This is a genomic window from Variovorax monticola, from assembly GCF_051216855.1.
GTDB lineage: Bacteria > Pseudomonadota > Gammaproteobacteria > Burkholderiales > Burkholderiaceae_C > Variovorax.
Genome location: NZ_JBPJZP010000008.1, coordinates 554,502 through 573,243, shown reverse-complemented (window position 1 = coordinate 573,243; position 18,742 = coordinate 554,502). Strand labels below are relative to the sequence as shown.

The following is an 18,742-nucleotide window of genomic DNA, read 5'->3' as shown; positions in this document are numbered from 1 at the left end:
CCAACTCGCAATCAGCTCCGAAGAACCCACCGCTTCAACCACCTTGCAGTGACTGTTAGTCGAGCCCTCGATTATGCACAGTTTTCAGCACTTCCAGCAACTGAGCGAAGACTTTTTATCGAATGTCCCACCCGTACCTTAGTCGCCACCGAGTGCAGGACAACAAAAAGCCCGGGAATCCCGGGCTTTGTTCTTGTGGTGCGCTGTTCGATGCCGATCAGCTTTTCACTTCGAGCTGGTTGTCGACAGAAGTCACGCCCTGCACGCCCTTGGCTATTTCCTCGGCCCGCGCTTTGGCTGCAGCTGTCGGCGCCGGCCCCTTCAGGCTCACAGCGCCACTCTTGGTATCGACGTTGATCTTGATCGCGCTCAGATCCGGGTCCTTTGCCAACCCTGCGGATACCGAGGCAGTGATGGCGGCATCGCCCACTGTCGCGCTCACCGCAGCACCGGCCTCCTTTGCGGCTTCTTTCACGTTCGCCATTCCGTCCTTCACCTCGGCGGTAGTCCCGGAAGCATCCACCTTGGCTTTGGCTTCCTTCATAGCTTCGCCGGTCTTGGCGGCTGCCGTCTGAGCGGCCTGCTCCGTCTTGGCGACTGCGCTGTCGAGCTTCTCGCCTGCACTGCGGGTATCGGACTTGTCACAGGCGGCCAGCGTTAATGCTGCACCAGCCAGAAGCACGACAAGCCATGTCCGCATGTGCGACATGGCATTTGATGGGGTGTTTTGCTGTTGTTTGCTCATGGAACCTCCTGTCGATCGCTCACGTCGATCGCTCGTCAAATGAAAAAGAGCTGCAGGCACCCGTCTCGTGGTGCTTGCAGCCCCTTGTTCCTCACAGCTTGTCGGCGCCGGTCTTGATGGCGTCCTTGGCCTTTTCCTTCACGTCGCCGTACGTCTTCTGCACCTTGCCTGCGGCCTGATCTGCCGCGCCTTCGCCCTGGAGCTTCTCGTTGCCCACCACCTTGCCGGCAGCTTCCTTGATCTTGCCCTTGGCCTCTTCGACCCGGCCTGCCACTTGGTCTTTGTTCATGTCGCTTTCCTTCCTGCGTAGGTGAAATATGTGAGCCGGAATGACTCACTGACTTCAATCTAAATGGCGACTGGCATCAGCGAATGCCGCCGGAAGCCCGAAGCGGTGTAGGACAACAAGGCTCAGGCGGTGACGATCCATCCTTCAAGCGCGTCGAAGGCCTGCGGCAACCCGAATCCCGGCCCGGCACTGCTGGCGCGCTGCAACCCCCAGGCAGCCTGCACGAGGCACAGCACGGCGTCGACGTCGTCGCCGCGGGCATCGGCCAGCAATTCGGCCCTTTGCCCAGCGTTGATGGAAACCCGCAAACCAAGCCGGCTCGTGCCGATTTCGAGCGCGGCGAGCAGGTCGGTACGCGCTGCAAGACGCGCCGGGGTCTGCTTGGCCAAGTCGTCGCTCTTGTAGCTGCGCCGTGCGATCAACTCGCGCGCCAGCAGGCCCGGATAGGCCTCCAGCGCGACACGGTCGTCGCGGTCGCCCGCGTGCAGCCCGGGAATACGCGCGCCGGATGCCAGCAGGCGAGGCACGCCGGCATGGAGCATGTAGGCCACGGGCGGGTTCACCCACTTCATCGACGGGCTGGAACCCGCAGGACCATCGGCGGCGCGATGCGCAAACTTGCCGCCCACAGGCCGGCCCGCACAGAAGGTGGCAAAGGTGTCGCGGATCTCCGCACGGCTCAAGCCTGCGTAGTGCGCCATGAGCGGCGCCCATTGCGTCGGCCAACCCAGCTTTTCGACCAGTTCGCGAGGCAGGCTGAACGGGAAGTCGAAGCCGCCCACCCACGCGGGCGTGGCGCACAACCAATCGCCCCACGCATCGAGCGTGGCGAAGCGTTGCAGACCGGTCAGAACGACGCGCTGGGCATCGGCAATTTCGCCAACGGCCACCACGATGGGCTTGCGCCGCGTCGGGGCGCTCGAGAAATCGCAGCCGAACAGCACCACGACGTCAGCCCAGTGCCAGCGCCACCACGCCGGCGGCGATGAACAACGCGCCCAACAGCCGCAGCAGCCGGTCGCCCTCGCGCAGCAGATGGCCCCCGATCAACGCGGCGAACAACATCGACACCTCGCGCGCGGGCGCCACGTGGGAGATGGGCGCCTGCTGCACCGCATAGAGCACCAACACGTAAGACACGGGGCTGACCGCCGCCACCAGCAGCGCGTACTTCCACTGTTCGCGCCACATGCGTGCGGTGGTCGCGCGATCCTTCAGCGCAACGGGCGCCAGCAGCACCATGCGCACGAGGTTGCCGAAGTAATCGAGCAGGATCGGCGACATGGCCAGGAACTTGACCGCGTAGCTGTCCGCCACGGTGTACGCCGCAATGAAGCCGCCAGTCAGCACTCCGTACCGAATGCCCTTGTGCACGCGCTCGCGCTGCACCGGGTCCTGTGCCTTGCGCCACAGCTTCGGCCCGCCGGCGATGAGGAACACGCCGATCACCACGCCCGCGATGCCCGCCACACCGAAGAGGCTGATCTTCTCGCCGAGAAAGAGCACCGCCACCAGCGACGACAGCAGAGGCCCCGAGCCGCGCGCAAGCGGATAGACCACGGTCAGGTCCGATCGGCGGTAGCCGCGCAGCAGCACGATGAAATAGAAGATGTGCAGCACGCCGCTGAGCACGACGAAGCCCCACTCCATCAGGCCCCAGCCCGGCACCACGTTCCACCCCAGGGTGATGCCCACGGGCGCCCATATGAGCATGTTGAAGACACTGGTCTGGAAGCTGAACCGCGCATCGCCGTTCGCCTTCTTGGCGGCGATGTTCCAGCTGGCATGGATGACCCCGGCGAGCAGGATCAGCGCGAAGGCGGAGAGCGGCACCCCTGGATCAGTGGCGGCCGACGATGGCGGCGGTGGCCATCAGTTCTTCGAGCAGCGCCAACGAGACCTTGCCCGAGACCTTGTACGGGTCGAGCTCGGGCTTCTCGGAATACTTGAGCAGCGTCGAGGCATTGAGCTTCGACAGGTTGACCTGCCCCATCGTCCATCCGCCGAACCGGCGTTCGGAGATTTCTTCGTAGTGCAGCAGCACCACGTCCTTGTGGCGCGCATCGCGCTGGATGTGGCCGTAAAGGTCGCTGATGGCGTCTCGCCCGCCTTCGATCGCCTGCAGGAAGGTGCCTGCGCCATAGCAGAGGATGCCGGTGATGCCGCACGCCGGGTTGTGCGTGCGCGATTGAGTAAGGATCGCGTCGATGGCCGCAGGGCTGGTATCGACGGCACGGCTGGCGTAGAGAAGTCGGACCAGCATGATCAGTTCTTTCTCGGCATGAGGGACAGAAATTCGCGGCGCAGGCTCGGGTCTTTCAGGAACACGCCGCGCATCACGGAATTGATCATCTTGCTGTCCATCTCCTTCACGCCGCGCCAGGCCATGCAGAAATGTTCGGCTTCCATCACGAGCGCAAGGCCGTCGGGCCGCGTCTTTTCCTGGATCAGGTCGGCGAGCTGAACGATCGCTTCTTCCTGGATCTGCGGCCGCCCCATGACCCATTCGGCCAGGCGCGCGTACTTCGACAGGCCGATCACGTTGGTGTGCTCGTTCGGCATGACGCCGATCCAGAGCTTGCCGATGATGGGGCAGAAGTGGTGCGAGCAGGCGCTGCGCACGGTGATCGGGCCGACGATCATCAGCTCGTTCAGGTGTTCGGCGTTGGGAAACTCGGTGAGCGCGGGCGGCGGCACGTAGCGGCCGCGAAACACCTCGTTCACGTACATCTTGGCGACGCGGCGCGCGGTGTTGTCGGTGTTGTGGTCGTTCTTGACGTCAATCACCAAGCTCTCGAGCACGCCCTTCATCTTGATCTCGACCTCGTCGAGCAGCGCCTCCAGCTCGCCGGGTTCGATGAACTCGGCGATGTTGTCGTTGGCATTGAAGCGCTTGCGCGCCGCATTCAGACGCTCGCGGATCTTCACGGAGACGGGGGTGCCCTCGTCATCGTCTATTCGATCGGGGAGCGGTTCGACGTCGGTTTTCCTCAGCATGGCGGAGATCGTACCAGTGAATGACTCAAGGAGATTCGGGCTGCAACGCCCGTCCCTTCTTGGAGCAATGCTATCAATTAAGTAGCGAGAAATCGGCCACCAGCGGCAGGTGGTCGGACATGCGGGCCCAGATCGGGCCGCGCGGCACGGTGCAGGCCAGCGGCTCCAGCTTGCGTCCGTAGACGAAGTCGAGCTGCGCCACCGGCAGGCGCGAGGGATAGGTCAGCGTGCGCGGGCCGCGCAGGTCGCTGGCGTCGCGCAGCCCCATGGCATTCATGGCGTAGCGCATGCGCGCGCCCCAATCGTTGAAGTCGCCCGCCACCACGACGGCCTCGTCGGGTGGCACCTCGCGGTCGATGAACTCGCGCAGGCGGGCAATCTGCCGCACGCGGCTGCCCTTGATGAGGCCCAGGTGCACCACGATCGCATGCACAGGCTGCCCTTCCACCTCGATCACCACATGCAGCAGGCCGCGCTGCTCGAAGCGGTGGTCCGAAATGTCCTGGTGGCCGGTGCGAATCACCGGCCAGCGCGTGAGCAGCGCGTTGCCGTGCTCGCCGTGGCGGGTGACGGCATTGGTCTCGTAGACGGCGGTATAGCCCTCGGGCGCGAGAAAGTCCGCCTGCGGCATCTCCGGCCAGCGTGCGAAACGCACCGCGGCCTGCCGGTTCATCTTGCGCACTTCCTGCAGGCAGACGATATCGGCGTCGAGTTGCTCGATCGCGTGGCCGAGGTTGTGGATCTCAAGCCTGCGCGCGGGCCCGATGCCTTGCACACCCTTGTGGATGTTGTAGGTCGCGACCCGGAGGGTGTGTGCTGCTGCTGCGGGCTGGTTCATTGCACAAATTCTGGCAGCAACAGAATGGCTTCGGCGTTCGACGGGGAAAAACAGGCGTCGGCCGCCTCCCGGTACGGCAACCAGCGCCAGTCAGTGTGCTCGCGCGGCGCGAGCGTGGGGGTCAGGCGTTCGGGCACACAGAGGCCGAACAGGTGCTCGGTGTTTCGCGTCACACCGGGCGCATAGCGGGCGCGCCATTGCGGATAGATCTCGTAGATGTTGCTCAGCTGCCAGTCGGCAAGCTGCGAGGCCAGTGCAGTGCCCTCGCCGCACTGGATGCCGGTTTCCTCGGCCACCTCCCGCGCCGCGGTGAGCGCCAGCGGCTCGTCGGCGGCATCCTTGCTGCCGGTGACCGATTGCCAGAAGTCGATCTCGGCATCCGCACGCCGGATGAGCAGCACATCGAGCGCCGGCGTATGGATCACGACCAGCACCGACTCCGGGATCTTCCAGGGCCGGGGGCTGGTCGTCATGACTGCATCAGACGGGCTGGGGCGTGTTGCGCAGCTTGATGTGCAGTTCGCGCAGCTGCTTCTCGTCGACAGGGCTGGGGGCCTGCGTCAGCAGGTCTTGCGCGCGCTGCGTCTTGGGGAATGCGATCACGTCGCGGATCGACTCGGCGCCGGTCATCAGCATGACGAGACGGTCCAGGCCGATGGCGATGCCGCCGTGCGGGGGGGCGCCGTACTGCAGCGCGTCCAGCAGGAAGCCGAACTTGAGCTGCGCGTCCTCGGCGCTGATCTTCAGCGCGCGGAACACCTTGCTCTGCACTTCCTCGCGATGGATACGCACCGAACCGCCGCCCATCTCGATGCCGTTGAGCACCATGTCGTAGGCCTTGGCGATGCACTTCTCGGGCGCGGTGTCCATGAGGTCTTCATGGCCGTCCTTCGGCGCGGTGAACGGGTGGTGCACGGCGCTCCAGCGCTGGCCGTCCTCGTCGAACTCGAACATCGGGAAGTCGACCACCCACAGCGGTGCCCAGCGGTCGTCGAACAGGCCGCTCTTCTTGCCGAAGGGGCTGTGGCCGATCTTCACGCGCAGCGCGCCGATGGCGTCGTTGACGACCTTTTCCTTGTCGGCGCCGAAGAACACGATGTCGCCGTTGCGCGCACCCGTGCGGGCAATGATCTCGGCCAGCGTGTTGTCGTCCAGGTTCTTCACGATCGGGCTCTGCAGGCCCTCGCGGCCGGCCGCCGCGTCATTGACCTTGATGTAGGCCAGGCCCTTGGCACCGTAGATCTTGACGAATTCCTGGTACGCGTCGATTTCACCGCGCGAGAGGCCACCCTCGCCGCCGCCGCCGGGCACGCGCAATGCGACCACGCGGCCGTCCTTTTGCGTCGCGGCGTTCGAGAACACCTTGAACTCGACGCGCTTCATCAGCTCGGTGAGCTCGGTGAATTCGAGCTTCACGCGCAGGTCGGGCTTGTCCGAGCCGTACTTGAACATCGCGTCGCCATACGTCATGGTCGGGAACACGGGCAGGTCGATGTTGGCGGCCGAGCGGAAGACCTGGCGGATCATGCCTTCGAACATTTCGCGGATTTCTTCTTCCGCCATGAACGAGGTCTCGATGTCGATCTGCGTGAACTCGGGCTGGCGGTCGGCGCGCAGGTCTTCGTCGCGGAAGCACTTCACGATCTGGTAGTAGCGGTCGTAGCCGGCCACCATCAGCAGTTGCTTGAAGAGCTGGGGCGACTGCGGCAGTGCGAAGAAGCTGCCGTCGTGCACGCGGCTGGGCACCAGGTAGTCGCGCGCGCCTTCGGGCGTGGACTTGCCGAGCATCGGCGTCTCGATGTCGATGAAGCCGTTGGCATCGAGGAACTTGCGCGTTTCCATCGTCACCTTGTAGCGCAGCATCATGTTGCGCTGCATGGCCGGGCGGCGCAGGTCGAGCACGCGGTGCGTGAGGCGGGTGGTTTCCGACAGGTTGTCATCGTCCAGCAGGAACGGGGGCGTGACCGACGGGTTCAGCACCTTGAGTTCGTGGCACAGCACTTCGATCTTGCCGCTCTTCAGGCTGTCGTTGGTGGTGCCTTCGGGGCGCGAGCGCACCAGGCCCGTGATCTGCACGCAGAACTCGTTGCGCAGGTTCTCGGCCACGGCGAAAGTGGAGGCGCGATCGGGGTCGCACACCACCTGCACATAACCTTCGCGGTCGCGCACGTCGATGAAGATCACGCCGCCGTGGTCGCGGCGACGGTTGACCCAGCCGCACAGGGTGACGGTCTGGCCCAGCAGGGCTTCGGTCACAAGACCGCAATAGTGAGTACGCATGGCCATGGAGATGACTTCCGGCGCCGTCGTGGCGCGTTCGTTTTTATGAGTTGGATGGCTTGATGGGCAAGGCGGCGGGACCGCCCGGGACGACCACACCCATCGAGACGATGTACTTGAGCGCTTCGTCCACGCTCATCTGGAGTTCGATGCAGTCGCTGCGCTTGAGCATCACGAAGTACCCGCCCGTGGGGTTGGGCGTGGTCGGCACGTAGACGCCGAGGTAGTCGCCGCCGCCCAGGTGCTCGACCACGTCGGCACCGGGCGTGCCGGTGACGAAGGCGATGGTCCAGGCCCCTTCACGCGGCCACTGCACCAGCACTGCCGTGCGAAAGGCGTTGCCGTTCTCGGAAAACAGCGTGTCCGACACCTGCTTGACGCTCGAGTAGATCGAGCGCACGACCGGAATGCGCCGCACCACCGCGTCGCCCCAGCCCAGCAGGCGCTTGCCCACGAAGTTGCTGGCGACGGCGCCGACCACCAGCAGGATCGCCAGCGTGAGCAGCACGCCGAGGCCGCGGATGTTGTTGTCGTAGAGCCAGCGCTGCCACGCGCCGGGCAGCACCCAGAGCGTCTGGTCCAGCGTGTCGATGATCCACTTCAGCACCGCCAGGGTGATGAACAGCGGAACGATCACCAGCAAGCCGGAGAACAACCATTTGCGCAAGGCGAGCATGGCGGTCGGGATACCTGGTTCAGTCGCCGCTCTTGGCGGCGGGGGCCGGCGCGGGGGCCGGTGCGGCAGGCGGGGGGGCCGCCGCAGGCGCAGCAGCCGGCGCGGCGCCGCTGGAAGGCGATTCGCCGGACTTGGCGCCTTCGCCCGAGGCGGGCGCCGTCGCGGGCTCGGCCTTCTTGCCGCCGCCGTCGCGGAAATCGGTCACATACCAGCCCGAGCCCTTGAGCTGGAAGCCGGCGGCGGTGACCTGTTTTTCGAGTGCGCTCGCGCCGCACGCCGGACACACCGTCAGCGGCGCGTCGGACATCTTCTGCAAAGCGTCTTTGGCAAAGCCGCAGGCGCTGCACTTGTAGGCGTAAATGGGCATGAGATTGGGTTCAAAAAAGCGGCGCAGCTGCCGCTCGCAAAGCCCTCGATTATAGGGCCGCCCCTGTCCAAGGGCGTCCCGACCGAAGGCCGAGCCCCCGCTTCAGGCCGGCTCCGTCGCCAAAGGACGGTGCGGCGTGTGCGTGTCGGTCACCCATTGCGGCGTCAGCGAGCCGGCCACCATGCCAACGAACGCACACAGCACGCCCGCCAACTGGGCCGGGAACACGCCGCCCCAAGGCAGCGCCAGGAACAGCAGCCACACGCCGATGCCCAGGACGATCGAGGCGATGGCGCCCTGCGTGGTGGCGCGGCGCCAGTACAGGCCGCACACCAGGGGCACGAACGCGCCCACCAGCGGCACCTGGTAGGCACCCGACACCAGTTCGTAGATCGGCGTGCCCTGCATGCGGATGGCATAGGCCAGCACCGCGGCGCTGAACACCAGCACCGTGATGCGCATCGTCAGAAGGTTCTGCCGGTCGGTGCCGGCCGGGCGGAACTGGCGCCAGATGTTCTCCGTGAAGGTAACGCTGGGCGCCAGCAGCGTGGCCGAGGCGGTCGACTTGATGGCCGAAAGCAGCGCACCGAAGAACAGCACCTGCATCGCGAACGGCATCTTCTGCAGCACCAGCGTGGGCAGCACCTTCTGCGGATCTTCCTTCAGCAGCACGGCCACCTCCTCCGGCATGATCAGCAGCGCGCTGGCCACCAGGAACATCGGCACGAAGGCGAACAGGATGTACGCCACGCCGCCGATCACGGGCCCACGCTGGGCCGCCTTGACGCTGTTGGCCGACATCACTCGCTGGAACACGTCCTGCTGCGGAATGGAGCCCAGCATCATCGTGATGGCGGCCGCGAAGAAGAACACCATGTCGTGCAGGTTGGGCTCCGGCCAGAACTTGAAGAGGTCCTTGCTGACCGCGAAGGCGACCACCTTGTCGGCCCCGCCGGCCATGTTGCCCGCGAACACCGCGATGACCGTCAGGCCGGTCACCAGGATGATCATCTGCATGAAGTCGGTCACCGCCACCGACCACATGCCGCCGAACAGCGTGTAGGCCAGGATCGAGACCACGCCGATCACCATGCCCAGCGGAATGCTGATGGCACCGGCCGACAGCAGGTTGAACACCAGCCCCAGCGCCGTGACCTGCGCCGACACCCAGCCCAGGTAGCTCAGCATGATGATCAGCGAGCAGGCCACCTCCACCGTGCGGCCATAGCGCTCGCGGTAGTAGTCGCTGATGGTCAGCAGCGTCATGCGGTAGAGCTTGCCCGCGAAGAACAGGCCCACCAGGATCAGGCACGTGCCGGCGCCGAACGGGTCTTCGACCACGCCGTTGAGCCCGCCCTCGATGAACTTGGCCGGAATGCCGAGCACCGTTTCGGAGCCGAACCACGTCGCGAACGTGGTCGTGACGATCATGAAGAGCGGCAGGTGCCGCCCCGCAATGGCGAAGTCGGTGGTGTTCTTCACCCGCTTGGCGGCGTAGAGGCCGATGGCGATGGTGACCAGCAGATAGACGATGACCAGCGTCAACAACACGGCAACAACTCCTCTAGAACAGACTCACGCGCACCAGCAACTGCATGGCAAGCAACCCCAATACAAAACCTATGCCACCGTAGACGATGGCCTGAAGCAACCTGTTGGTGCGTTTTTGTTCGGCCAGCAGTTCGAGCAGCTCGCGGCGGTTGTCGGCGGGGCGATTCTCCAGGAAATCGTGCAAAAGCCGCGGGAACTGGGGCAGCAGTTTCGCGTAGCGCGGCGCCTCGGCCTTGAGTTGCTGCAGCAGCTTCTTCGGCCCGATCTGGTCGACCATCCACTTTTCGAGGAAGGGCTTGGCCGTGGCCCACAGGTCGAGATCGGGGTCGATGTTGCGGCCCAGGCCCTCGATGTTGAGCAGCGTCTTCTGCAGCAGCACCAGCTGCGGCTGGATCTCCACGTGGAACCGCCGCGAGGTCTGGAACAGGCGCATCAGCACCATGCCGAGCGAAAGCTCCTTGAGCGGCCGGTCGAAGTACGGCTCGCACACGGTGCGAATGGCGGCCTCCAGCTCGTCGATGCGGGTGCCCACGGGCACCCAGCCGCTTTCGAGGTGCAGCTCAGCCACGCGCTTGTAGTCGCGCCGGAAGAAGGCCACGAAGTTCTGCGCGAGGTATTCCTTGTCCGACTCGGTCAGCGTGCCGATGATCCCGAAGTCCAGCGAGATGTAGCGCCCGAAGGTCTCGGGCGCCAGGCTCACCTGGATGTTGCCCGGGTGCATGTCGGCGTGGAAGAAGCCGTCGCGGAACACCTGCGTGAAGAAGATCGTGACGCCGTCACGCGCCAGCTTGGGAATGTCGACGCCGGCCGCGCGCAGACGGTCCATCTGCGCGATGGGCACGCCCTTCATGCGCTCCATCACCATGACCTCGGGGTGGCAGAAGTCCCAGAACATCTCCGGAATCATCACCAGGTCGAGCGAGGCCATGTTGCGGCGCAGCTGGGCCGCATTGGCGGCTTCGCGCACCAGGTCGAGCTCGTCGTGCAGGTACTTGTCGAACTCGCCCACCACCTCGCGCGGCTTCAGGCGCTTGCCGTCGGCCGACAGGCTTTCGACCCAGCCGGCCATCATGGCCATGAGCGCCAGGTCTTTCTCGATCACGCCGCGCATGTTGGGGCGCAGCACCTTCACTGCAACCTCGCGCACCTCGCCCTGGTTGGTGCGGATGGTCGCGAAGTGAACCTGCGCGATCGAAGCGCTGGCGATGGGGGTTTCGTCGAACTGGACGAACACGTCGCTCACCGGACGGCGAAAGGCCCGCTCGATGGTCGCGATGGCCACCGCCGAGGGGAACGGCGGCACGCGGTCCTGCAGAAACGCGAGCTCGTCGGCGATGTCGGGTGGCAGCAGGTCGCGGCGGGTCGACAGCACCTGGCCGAACTTCACGAAGATGGGCCCGAGGCGCTCCAGCGCCTCGCGCAGCCGCTGGCCGCGCGGCGCGTCGAGGTTGCGTCCGACGGAGACGATGCGCGCCACCACGCGCAGCCAGGGCTTCTGGAAGCTCGTGAGCACGAGCTCGTCGAGGCCATAGCGCAGCGCGATCCAGACGATGAACAGCCCGCGGTAGAAGCGCCTCATTCGGCCTTGCCCGCCGAGCCGGCCTTCGCGGTGCGGTCGCCGACGAACTGGCGCAGCGCGCCCGCGACGCGGCGCACGCCGTTGCCCAGCGTGTGCGCAGGCACGTCGCCGATCACGCGGGCGAGGTCGTCCTCGACGTCCCAGCGCACATGGTCGACCAGCCAGTTGACCTCGGCGGCCAGCTGCACGTCGCCGATGATCTGCACGGCAGGCTTGTCGCCGCGCAGCGTGGCACGGGCAATGTCGAAGGGGGAGTCGTCGGTGACGGTGAGCGTGAGCTCGGGCACCGAGCCTGCAGGGGCCAGGTCGAGCAGCCCGGCAGGCGTGGCGACCAGTTCCATGGTGACGAAGCGCCATTGGAAGCGCACCACCCGCCCCTGCTGGCGCAGCAAACGCTGCTGCGCCTCGGGTTCCTGCTGCAGCACATGGTTCAGGAACAGGACGACACGGTGCTGTATTTCGTGAACCGCCCAGTCCGGGGGCTGAAGGCGTTCGCCGACGCGGTTGAGAAAGTCGCCGAGAAAAGAAAATGGGGACGATGGTGTGGCCATGTCCCCATTATCCCGTCTGTGCCCCAGCCCTGTGAGGGCCGCGGTTCAGGTTTTTCTTACTGGAGGGCTTGCACGCCCGCCACCAGCCAGCCGCCGTTGCCGCTCGTAGGCTTGGTCATGTTCCAGACTTCGCGGAACGGACCCGGGCCGGTCGAGGCGTCTTCGCGGATCATGCCGGAGAACTCCACGCTGGCCATGTAGGCCTCGGGCAGCTCTTCGATGCCGAGCAGCTTGGCGTCGAGCATCACGACTTCCGTCTTGTTCGATGCACCACCGGTGTGGCCGGCGCGGTCGGCCAGCTGCGTGCGAATTTCTTCGACCATGCTGTCGGTCATCATCGAACGCAGCATCGACACGTCGGCGCGGTCCCATGCGTCCTGCAGCGTCACGAAGTTGCGCTTGGCGGCACCGAGGAAGCCGTCGACGTCGAAGCCCGCGGGAATGCCCCAGGACTGCGAACCGCCGAGTGCCGAACCGATCATGCTGCCGCCGGCCGCGGCACCCGCTGCCGAAAGGCTGCTGCCGTGCGGTACGTCATTTGAAGGCGTGGCGTCGAACGACGTTGCATTGCGCTCCCAGGGACGTGCCGAGGCGTCGTTGCCGACGTTGGCCGGGCTGTACTGCGCCGGGGCGCTGGCGTTGCTCGGGCTGGCACCCGCGCCCTGGAACGCGAAGCCACCCTGGCCGCTGGCGCCCGAGGCTTGCGAACGCGCCTTGAACATGCGCCACGCCATCACGCCGGCAAGCACCAGGAGGCCGATCAGCAGGATGTTGCCGAAGCCGGCGCCCAGGCCCAGCGAATGCGCGAGCCAGGCGAGACCCAGGCCGGCCGCGAGACCGCCGAGCATCGCGCCCCAGGGACGCTTCGGTGCAGCTGCCGCGGGTGCGGGCGTTGCAGGCTTGGCTGCCGCGTTAGTCGCGTTCTGCTGCGCCGGCGCTGCCGGCGGCGTGGCCTGGCGCTGCGTCACGTTGGACGACTGGCGCCCGAACGATTTGCCACCGCCCATGCGCGCAGCCTCGGCCTGGACACTGCCAAGAACCAAAGCTGCCGCCAAAAACAAAGTACCCAAACTCTTCATGTCGTCTCCTCTCGAGCGAAAAATTCGCCTCATCAACATTTGATTCCAACATGCAAGGCAGCGATGCCACCCGTCATGTTGTGATAGTCCACATGTCCGAAACCGCCCTCTTTCATGAGGGTCTTGAGCTCCTCTTGCGAGGGGTGCATCCGGATCGATTCGGCCAGATAGCGATAGCTGGCGTCGTCACCGGCCACGAGCTTGCCCAGGCGCGGCAGCACGTTGAAGGAATACCAGTCGTAGGCCTTCGCAAGCGGCTTGGCGACCTTGGAGAACTCCAGCACGAGCAGCTTGCCGCCCGGCTTGATCACGCGGTTCATTTCCTTGAGCGCGGCGTCCTTGTGCGTCATGTTGCGCAGGCCGAAGGCCACCGTCACCACGTCGAAGTGGTTGTCGGGAAAGGGGAGCTTTTCTGCGTCGCAGACCGTGGTGGGCAGCGAGACGCCGGCGTCGAGCAGGCGGTCGCGCCCGGTGCGCAGCATGGCCTCGTTGATGTCGGTATGGACCACCTGGCCGGTGGCGCCGACCTTCTTCGCGAAGGCCAGTGCAAGGTCGCCGGTGCCGCCTGCGATGTCGAGCACGCGCGAGCCTTCGCCCACGTTCGCGACCATGACGGTGTACGCCTTCCAGGCGCGGTGCAGGCCGGCCGACATCAGGTCGTTCATGATGTCGTAGCGCGAGGCAACCGAATCGAAGACACCGCGAACGCGGCGGGCCTTCTCGCTTTCGTCGACTGTTTCGAAGCCGAAGTGTGTGGTACTCATGCGACCGATGTTAGGCCGGAAGCCTGCACATCAAGCGGACGACCCCGCGGGCACGGCGGGCATTCGTTGCTTTTTTTGTCCCGCCCTTCCTGGCGTAGGGCTATGCCAGCGGGCGCAGCGCCGGAGTTTCGGGCGATTTCCGCGCGCTCAGTGGCTGCTGCAGGCGGAGCCGCTCTTGTCGATCATCGGCGCGTCGCGGTCGATGCCCGCCTCGGCCAGGCGGCGTTCATACGTGGCCCACAGCTCGGCCTGCTTCGCGCCCAGTTCATAGAGCAGGTCCCACGAATAAATGCCGGTGTTGTGGCCGTCGCTGAAGGTCGGCTGCACGGCATAGTTGCCGACCGCCTCCAGGTCGACGAGTTCGACATCGCGCTTGCCCGTCTGCAGGATCTCCTGGCCCGGACCGTGGCCCTGTACCTCGGCCGACGGCGAACAGATGCGCATCAGCTCGAAGGGAATGCGAAAGCTCGCGCCGTCGGAGAAGCCCACCTCGAGCACGCGCGACTGGCCGTGCACGGTGATCGATTGCGGCGTCGGTGCGCCCGGTTTCAAGCCTGCCATCGGAAACTCCTTCAGAAAGGCCAGAGAGCCAAGCGCTCGATCATCGCAGCCTCGGCGGCGGGCAGGCGCTCGGTGATCGCGGCCTCTCTCGCGGCATTGCGATCGCGCTGCGCCGGCGCCCACACCGAGCCCGGGAAATGGCTGTCGTCGGCAAAGCGTGCAATCACATGCCAGTGCAGGTGCGCCACCACGTTGCCGAGTGCCGCGATGTTCATCTTGGCCGGCGCCAGATGCTCGCGCAGACATTGCTCGACCACCGCCACGGCCTCCATGCACAGCGTGCGGTCGGCCGCGTCGAGGTCGGAGAACTCCGGCGCATGGTCGCGCCACACCACGCGATAGAAGGCCGGAAAGCCCGCCTCGTCCGCATGGATGACGCGCAGCTTCACGCTCTCGAACACCAGGCGCCCCCCCGGGCCTTCGCAGAGCACGCAGCCTTGCATCGTCGTCACACCAGCACCCGTTCGATCCCGCCCTGGTTGGCCGCGGCCACGTAGGTGGGCATCCAGTCGGCGCCGAGGATCTTGTTGGCCATCTCGACCACGATGTAGTCGGCTTCGAGCAGGCCGTTGTTCAGGTCGTTGCCATAGCGCGAGAGGCCCTGCAGGCAGCTCGGGCAGCTGGTGAGGATCTTCACGTTGTCCTTGGCGCCGACAGCGCCGCTCTCGCGCAAATCGGCCTCGCCCTTTTTAAGTTCTTCTTCCTTGCGAAAGCGGATCTGCGTGGAGATGTCCGGCCGCGACACGCCCAGCGTGCCCGACTCGCCGCAGCAGCGGTCGTTCTTGAGCACGTTGTCGCCGACCAGCGCCTTCACGGTCTTCATCGGGTCCTGCAGCTTCATGGGTGAATGGCAGGGGTCGTGATAAAGATAGCCACCGCCCCCGGCGCCCGCCAGGGTGATGCCCTTTTCGAGCAGGTACTCGTGGATGTCGATGATCCGGCAGCCCGGAAAGATCTTGTCGAACTGGTAGCCCTGCAGCTGGTCGTAGCAGGTGCCACAGCTCACCACCACCGTCTTGATGTCCAGGTAGTTGAGCGTGTTGGCCACGCGGTGGAAGAGCACGCGGTTGTCCGTGATCATCTTCTCGGCCTTGTCGAACTGGCCGCTGCCCCGTTGCGGATAACCGCAGCACAGGTACCCCGGCGGCAGCACGGTCTGCACGCCGGCGTGCCACAGCATCGCCTGCGTGGCCAAGCCGACCTGCGAGAACAGGCGCTCCGACCCGCACCCCGGGAAGTAGAAGACCGCCTCGGTTTCGGACGTCGTCGTCTTGGGGTCGCGAATGATCGGCACGTAGTCGGCGTCCTCGATGTCGAGCAGCGCGCGCGCCGTCTGCTTCGGCAGGTTGCCCGGCATCTTCTTGTTGATGAAGTGGATCACCTGCTCCTTGATCGGCGCCGGACCCAGCGTGGCCGGCGGCGCGCCGGTCTGCTTCTTCGCCAGGCCGCGCAGCAGGTCGTTGGCCAGGCGCTGCGCCTTGAAGCCGATGCCCACCATGCCCGCGCGCACCGCCTTGATGGTCTGCGGGTTGGTCGCGTTCAGGAAGAACATCGCGGCCGCGTTGCCCGGCCGAAAGCTCTTCTGGCCCATCTTGCGCAGCAGGTTGCGCATGTTCATCGACACGTCGCCGAAATCGATCTTCACCGGACACGGCGTCAGGCACTTGTGGCACACGGTGCAGTGGTCGGCCACGTCCTCGAACTCTTCCCAGTGCTTGATGCTGATGCCGCGGCGGGTCTGCTCTTCGTAGAGGAAGGCTTCGACCAGCAGCGAAGTCGCGAGGATCTTGTTGCGCGGGCTGTAGAGCAGATTGGCGCGCGGCACATGGGTGGCGCACACCGGCTTGCACTTGCCGCAGCGCAGGCAGTCCTTGACGCTGTCGGCGATGGCGCCGATGTCGCTCTGCTGCATGATCAGCGACTCGTGGCCCATGAGGCCGAAGCTCGGCGTGTAGGCGTTGGTCAGGTCGGCATGCAGCGTGACGGCTTCGCCTGCCGGTGCGCGCAAAAGCTTACCCTTGTTGAAACGGCCTTCGGGGTCGACGCGGGCCTTGTACTCGGTGAACGGACGCAGCTCTTCGTCGGTCAGGAACTCGAGCTTGGTGATGCCGATGCCGTGCTCGCCCGAGATCACGCCGTCCAGGCTGCGCGCCAGCGCCATGATGCGCACCACCGCGGCATGCGCGGTCTGCAGCATGTCGTAGTTGTCGCTGTTCACGGGGATGTTGGTGTGCACGTTGCCGTCGCCCGCATGCATGTGCAGCGCCACCCACACGCGGCCCTTGAGCACGCGCTTGTGGATGGCCGTGCACTCGGCCAGGATCGGCGCGAACTCGGCGCCCGAGAAAATCTCCTGCAGCGGCTGGCGCAGCTGGGTCTTCCAGCTCGCGCGCAGCGAATGGTCCTGCAGCTGCACGAATTGCGCATCCACGTTCTGCAACCAGCCGGCCCAGAGCGCGCGCACCTCCTGCACCAGCGTCACAGCCTGCGCCACGCGGTCTTCCAGCAGCTCGGCCGCCGGTATCTCGTGCGCGTCGTCGGTCTTGCCCAAGGGCAGGTTGCCGCGCGTGAGGAAGGTCTCGAGCTCGTCGGTGAGCGCGAGCTTGTTCTGCAGCGACAGCTCGATGTTGATGCGCTCGATGCCGTCGCTGTACTCGGCCATGCGCGGCAGCGGAATCACCACGTCTTCGTTGATCTTGAAGGCGTTGGTGTGCTTGCTGATGGCGGCCGTGCGCTTGCGGTCGAGCCAGAATTTCTTGCGCGCCTCGGGGCTGATGGCGATGAAGCCTTCGCCGCTGCGCGAGTTGGCGATGCGCACCACTTCCGAAGTGACGCGCGCCACATCGTCGGCGTCGTCGCCCGCGATGTCGCCGAACAGCACCATCTTGGGCAAGCCACCGTGCTTCTTCGACTTGGTGGCATAACCCACCGCCTTCAAGTAGCGGTCGTCCAGGTGCTCCAGGCCGGCCAGCAGCACGCCCGAGCGCTTCTGCTCGGCGAACATGAAGTCCTTGATCTCGACGATGCTGGGCACCGCGTCCTTGGCGTTGCCGAAAAATTCGAGGCACACGGTGCGCGTGTGCGCGGGCATCTTGTGCACCACCCAGCGGCAGCTGGTGATGAGGCCGTCGCAGCCTTCCTTCTGGATGCCCGGCAGGCCCGAGAGGAACTTGTCGGTCACGTCCTTGCCCAGGCCTTCCTTGCGGAAGCTGCGCCCGGGAATGTCGAGGCGCTCGGTGCGCAATTTCGTCTTGCCGTCTGCGGCGTAGTACTGCAGATCGAACACGGCGCTTTCGGCGTCGTGGATCTTGCCGAGGTTGTGGCCGACGCGCGTGACTTCGAGCCACTCGGCCTGCGGCGTCACCATGCGCCACGAGGCGAGGTTGTCCAGCGCCGTGCCCCACAGCACGGCCTTCTTGCCGCCCGCGTTCATGGCCACGTTGCCGCCGACGCACGAGGCCTCGGCCGAAGTCGGGTCGACCGCGAACACGAAGCCCGCGCGCTCGGCCGCGTCGGCCACGCGCTGCGTGACCACGCCGGCCTCGGTCCAGATGGTGGGCACGGGGTCGGCCAGGCCGGGCAGCGGCATGTGCTCGACCTCGGTCATCGCCTCGAGCTTCTCGGTGTTGATGACCACGCTGTTCCAGGTCAGCGGAATCGCCCCGCCGGTGTAGCCGGTGCCGCCGCCGCGCGGAATGATGGTCAGGCCCAGCTCGATGCAGCCCTTGACCAGCAGGGCCATTTCGGCCTCGGTGTCGGGGCACAACACCACGAACGGGTACTCCACGCGCCAGTCGGTGGCGTCGGTCACGTGCGACACGCGCGAGAGGCCGTCGAACTTGATGTTGTCCTTGGCCGTGAGCCGGCGCAGCACGCGCGTGGCCTTGCGGCGCAGGGCGGCGACGTCGCGGAACTTGGTGTCGAAGGCGGAGACGGCGTCGCCCACGAGGCGGGTGAGCTCGCCCACGAACTGGTCGCGCGTCAGGTCGCTGTCGGGGGTGCGGCGCTTCTGGACTTCGCCCAGGCGGTGCTTCAGGGCTTCGACCAGCTGGCCGCGGCGGCGCGGGTTGTCGAGCAGGTCGTCGACCAGGTAGGGATTGCGCTGCACCACCCAGATGTCGCCCAGCACCTCGTAGAGCATGCGGGCCGATCGGCCGGTGCGGCGCTCGGCGCGCAGGGTCTGCAGCAGTTCCCAGCCGCGTTCGCCCAGCAGGCGAATCACGATTTCTCGGTCGGAGAAGCTGGTGTAGTTGTACGGGATCTCGCGCAGTCGGACAGGCTCTGCGGCCTGTGCCAACAGCGTGTTCAACGCGGTCGGAGCATTCATCGGGTGGGGCGCCTCGGCCGGGCGCTGCGCGCCCATAGCCGGGCTGGGGATTTTAGGGCAGGCCCCGGGGCCTTGCCTCGTGGCGGGGCGCTTGCCCTTGTGCCAGGGGCGCTGCTGGCGGGGGAGTTGACGCCGCAG

General features: G+C 65.8%; 19 protein-coding genes. All 19 read right to left on the bottom strand.

Translation table 11 applies throughout. From position 1 onward, the window contains the following. Window positions 1-217 precede the first annotated feature (217 nt). The 19 genes from ACSFA5_RS29460 to ACSFA5_RS29370 all read right to left on the bottom strand — a co-directional run bounded on the left by ACSFA5_RS29460 (window position 218) and on the right by ACSFA5_RS29370 (window position 18,604). Window positions 218-745, bottom strand: a complete 528-nt coding sequence (locus ACSFA5_RS29460; RefSeq protein WP_435447577.1) for a BON domain-containing protein — start codon at window positions 743-745, stop codon at window positions 218-220. Between the two features lie 91 nt (window positions 746-836). Further along, window positions 837-1,034 carry a CsbD family protein gene (locus ACSFA5_RS29455; RefSeq protein WP_435447576.1) on the bottom strand — a complete coding sequence of 66 codons (198 nt, stop codon included), beginning with the start codon at window positions 1,032-1,034 and terminating at the stop codon, window positions 837-839. A gap of 122 nt (window positions 1,035-1,156) precedes the next feature. Then, complete coding sequence (locus ACSFA5_RS29450) at window positions 1,157-1,981, bottom strand: DUF429 domain-containing protein (RefSeq protein ID WP_435447575.1); 825 nt, start codon at window positions 1,979-1,981, stop codon at window positions 1,157-1,159. Window positions 1,982-1,985: 4 nt separating this feature from the next. Then, window positions 1,986-2,867 (bottom strand): DMT family transporter, encoded by an 882-nt coding sequence (locus tag ACSFA5_RS29445; protein ID WP_435447574.1) that lies wholly within the window; start codon window positions 2,865-2,867, stop codon window positions 1,986-1,988. Between the two features lie 7 nt (window positions 2,868-2,874). Further along, on the bottom strand, window positions 2,875-3,297 hold the full coding sequence (locus tag ACSFA5_RS29440) for a BLUF domain-containing protein (RefSeq protein ID WP_187111827.1): 423 nt from the start codon (window positions 3,295-3,297) through the stop codon (window positions 2,875-2,877). A 2-nt stretch (window positions 3,298-3,299) separates the two neighbouring features. Further along, window positions 3,300-4,031: a GTP cyclohydrolase I gene (gene folE / locus ACSFA5_RS29435; RefSeq protein WP_435447573.1), complete on the bottom strand. Its 732-nt coding sequence runs from the start codon at window positions 4,029-4,031 to the stop codon at window positions 3,300-3,302. A 73-nt stretch (window positions 4,032-4,104) separates the two neighbouring features. Continuing rightward, window positions 4,105-4,869 carry an endonuclease/exonuclease/phosphatase family protein gene (locus ACSFA5_RS29430; RefSeq protein WP_435447572.1) on the bottom strand — a complete coding sequence of 255 codons (765 nt, stop codon included), beginning with the start codon at window positions 4,867-4,869 and terminating at the stop codon, window positions 4,105-4,107. Beyond that, complete coding sequence (nudB, locus tag ACSFA5_RS29425) at window positions 4,866-5,342, bottom strand: dihydroneopterin triphosphate diphosphatase (RefSeq protein WP_435447571.1); 477 nt, start codon at window positions 5,340-5,342, stop codon at window positions 4,866-4,868. The genes ACSFA5_RS29430 and nudB overlap by 4 nt, the downstream gene beginning before the upstream one ends. A 7-nt stretch (window positions 5,343-5,349) precedes the next feature. Continuing rightward, entirely contained in the window at window positions 5,350-7,155 is a 1,806-nt protein-coding gene (gene aspS / locus ACSFA5_RS29420; protein ID WP_435447570.1) for an aspartate--tRNA ligase, read from the bottom strand. Window positions 7,156-7,192: 37 nt separating this feature from the next. After that, a complete protein-coding gene (locus ACSFA5_RS29415) occupies window positions 7,193-7,825 on the bottom strand; it encodes a DUF502 domain-containing protein (RefSeq protein ID WP_435437267.1) in 633 nt (210 codons plus the stop codon). Window positions 7,826-7,844: 19 nt separating this feature from the next. Next, window positions 7,845-8,192, bottom strand: a complete 348-nt coding sequence (locus tag ACSFA5_RS29410; protein ID WP_435447569.1) for an FmdB family zinc ribbon protein — start codon at window positions 8,190-8,192, stop codon at window positions 7,845-7,847. Window positions 8,193-8,294: 102 nt separating this feature from the next. Continuing rightward, a complete protein-coding gene (locus tag ACSFA5_RS29405; RefSeq protein ID WP_435447568.1) occupies window positions 8,295-9,743 on the bottom strand; it encodes a high affinity choline transporter 1 in 1,449 nt (482 codons plus the stop codon). Window positions 9,744-9,756: 13 nt separating this feature from the next. After that, window positions 9,757-11,322, bottom strand: a complete 1,566-nt coding sequence (gene ubiB / locus ACSFA5_RS29400) for a ubiquinone biosynthesis regulatory protein kinase UbiB (RefSeq protein ID WP_435447567.1) — start codon at window positions 11,320-11,322, stop codon at window positions 9,757-9,759. After that, window positions 11,319-11,873 (bottom strand): ubiquinone biosynthesis accessory factor UbiJ, encoded by a 555-nt coding sequence (locus ACSFA5_RS29395; RefSeq protein WP_435447566.1) that lies wholly within the window; start codon window positions 11,871-11,873, stop codon window positions 11,319-11,321. Before ACSFA5_RS29395 ends, ubiB begins: the two co-directional genes overlap by 4 nt. A gap of 56 nt (window positions 11,874-11,929) precedes the next feature. Then, the gene (locus ACSFA5_RS29390) at window positions 11,930-12,952 is read right to left on the bottom strand and encodes a Tim44 domain-containing protein (protein WP_435447565.1); all 1,023 of its coding nucleotides are present in this window, start codon (window positions 12,950-12,952) and stop codon (window positions 11,930-11,932) included. 32 nt (window positions 12,953-12,984) lie between these two features. Continuing rightward, window positions 12,985-13,716, bottom strand: a complete 732-nt coding sequence (gene ubiE / locus ACSFA5_RS29385; RefSeq protein WP_435437261.1) for a bifunctional demethylmenaquinone methyltransferase/2-methoxy-6-polyprenyl-1,4-benzoquinol methylase UbiE — start codon at window positions 13,714-13,716, stop codon at window positions 12,985-12,987. Between the two features lie 147 nt (window positions 13,717-13,863). Beyond that, window positions 13,864-14,277 carry a gamma-butyrobetaine hydroxylase family protein gene (locus ACSFA5_RS29380; RefSeq protein WP_435447564.1) on the bottom strand — a complete coding sequence of 138 codons (414 nt, stop codon included), beginning with the start codon at window positions 14,275-14,277 and terminating at the stop codon, window positions 13,864-13,866. Between the two features lie 11 nt (window positions 14,278-14,288). Further along, window positions 14,289-14,720 (bottom strand): HIT family protein, encoded by a 432-nt coding sequence (locus tag ACSFA5_RS29375; RefSeq protein ID WP_435447591.1) that lies wholly within the window; start codon window positions 14,718-14,720, stop codon window positions 14,289-14,291. Between the two features lie 5 nt (window positions 14,721-14,725). After that, the gene (locus tag ACSFA5_RS29370; protein WP_435447563.1) at window positions 14,726-18,604 is read right to left on the bottom strand and encodes a DUF3683 domain-containing protein; all 3,879 of its coding nucleotides are present in this window, start codon (window positions 18,602-18,604) and stop codon (window positions 14,726-14,728) included. Between the last annotated feature and the right edge of the window lie 138 nt (window positions 18,605-18,742).

What these genes read in the sequence shown, in the direction of transcription:
- ACSFA5_RS29440 (WP_187111827.1), bottom strand. Translation starts at nt 3,297, where the DNA reads ATGCTGGTCCGACTTCTCTACGCCAGCCGTGCCGTCGATACCAGCCCT.
- ACSFA5_RS29390 (WP_435447565.1), bottom strand. Translation starts at nt 12,952, where the DNA reads ATGAAGAGTTTGGGTACTTTGTTTTTGGCGGCAGCTTTGGTTCTTGGC.
- ACSFA5_RS29395 (WP_435447566.1), bottom strand. Translation starts at nt 11,873, where the DNA reads ATGGCCACACCATCGTCCCCATTTTCTTTTCTCGGCGACTTTCTCAAC.
- folE (WP_435447573.1), bottom strand. Translation starts at nt 4,031, where the DNA reads ATGCTGAGGAAAACCGACGTCGAACCGCTCCCCGATCGAATAGACGAT.
- ACSFA5_RS29375 (WP_435447591.1), bottom strand. Translation starts at nt 14,720, where the DNA reads ATGCAAGGCTGCGTGCTCTGCGAAGGCCCGGGGGGGCGCCTGGTGTTC.
- ACSFA5_RS29370 (WP_435447563.1), bottom strand. Translation starts at nt 18,604, where the DNA reads ATGAATGCTCCGACCGCGTTGAACACGCTGTTGGCACAGGCCGCAGAG.
- ACSFA5_RS29410 (WP_435447569.1), bottom strand. Translation starts at nt 8,192, where the DNA reads ATGCCCATTTACGCCTACAAGTGCAGCGCCTGCGGCTTTGCCAAAGAC.
- ACSFA5_RS29460 (WP_435447577.1), bottom strand. Translation starts at nt 745, where the DNA reads ATGAGCAAACAACAGCAAAACACCCCATCAAATGCCATGTCGCACATG.
- ubiB (WP_435447567.1), bottom strand. Translation starts at nt 11,322, where the DNA reads ATGAGGCGCTTCTACCGCGGGCTGTTCATCGTCTGGATCGCGCTGCGC.
- nudB (WP_435447571.1), bottom strand. Translation starts at nt 5,342, where the DNA reads ATGACGACCAGCCCCCGGCCCTGGAAGATCCCGGAGTCGGTGCTGGTC.
- ACSFA5_RS29380 (WP_435447564.1), bottom strand. Translation starts at nt 14,277, where the DNA reads ATGGCAGGCTTGAAACCGGGCGCACCGACGCCGCAATCGATCACCGTG.
- ACSFA5_RS29430 (WP_435447572.1), bottom strand. Translation starts at nt 4,869, where the DNA reads ATGAACCAGCCCGCAGCAGCAGCACACACCCTCCGGGTCGCGACCTAC.
- ubiE (WP_435437261.1), bottom strand. Translation starts at nt 13,716, where the DNA reads ATGAGTACCACACACTTCGGCTTCGAAACAGTCGACGAAAGCGAGAAG.
- ACSFA5_RS29455 (WP_435447576.1), bottom strand. Translation starts at nt 1,034, where the DNA reads ATGAACAAAGACCAAGTGGCAGGCCGGGTCGAAGAGGCCAAGGGCAAG.
- ACSFA5_RS29415 (WP_435437267.1), bottom strand. Translation starts at nt 7,825, where the DNA reads ATGCTCGCCTTGCGCAAATGGTTGTTCTCCGGCTTGCTGGTGATCGTT.
- aspS (WP_435447570.1), bottom strand. Translation starts at nt 7,155, where the DNA reads ATGGCCATGCGTACTCACTATTGCGGTCTTGTGACCGAAGCCCTGCTG.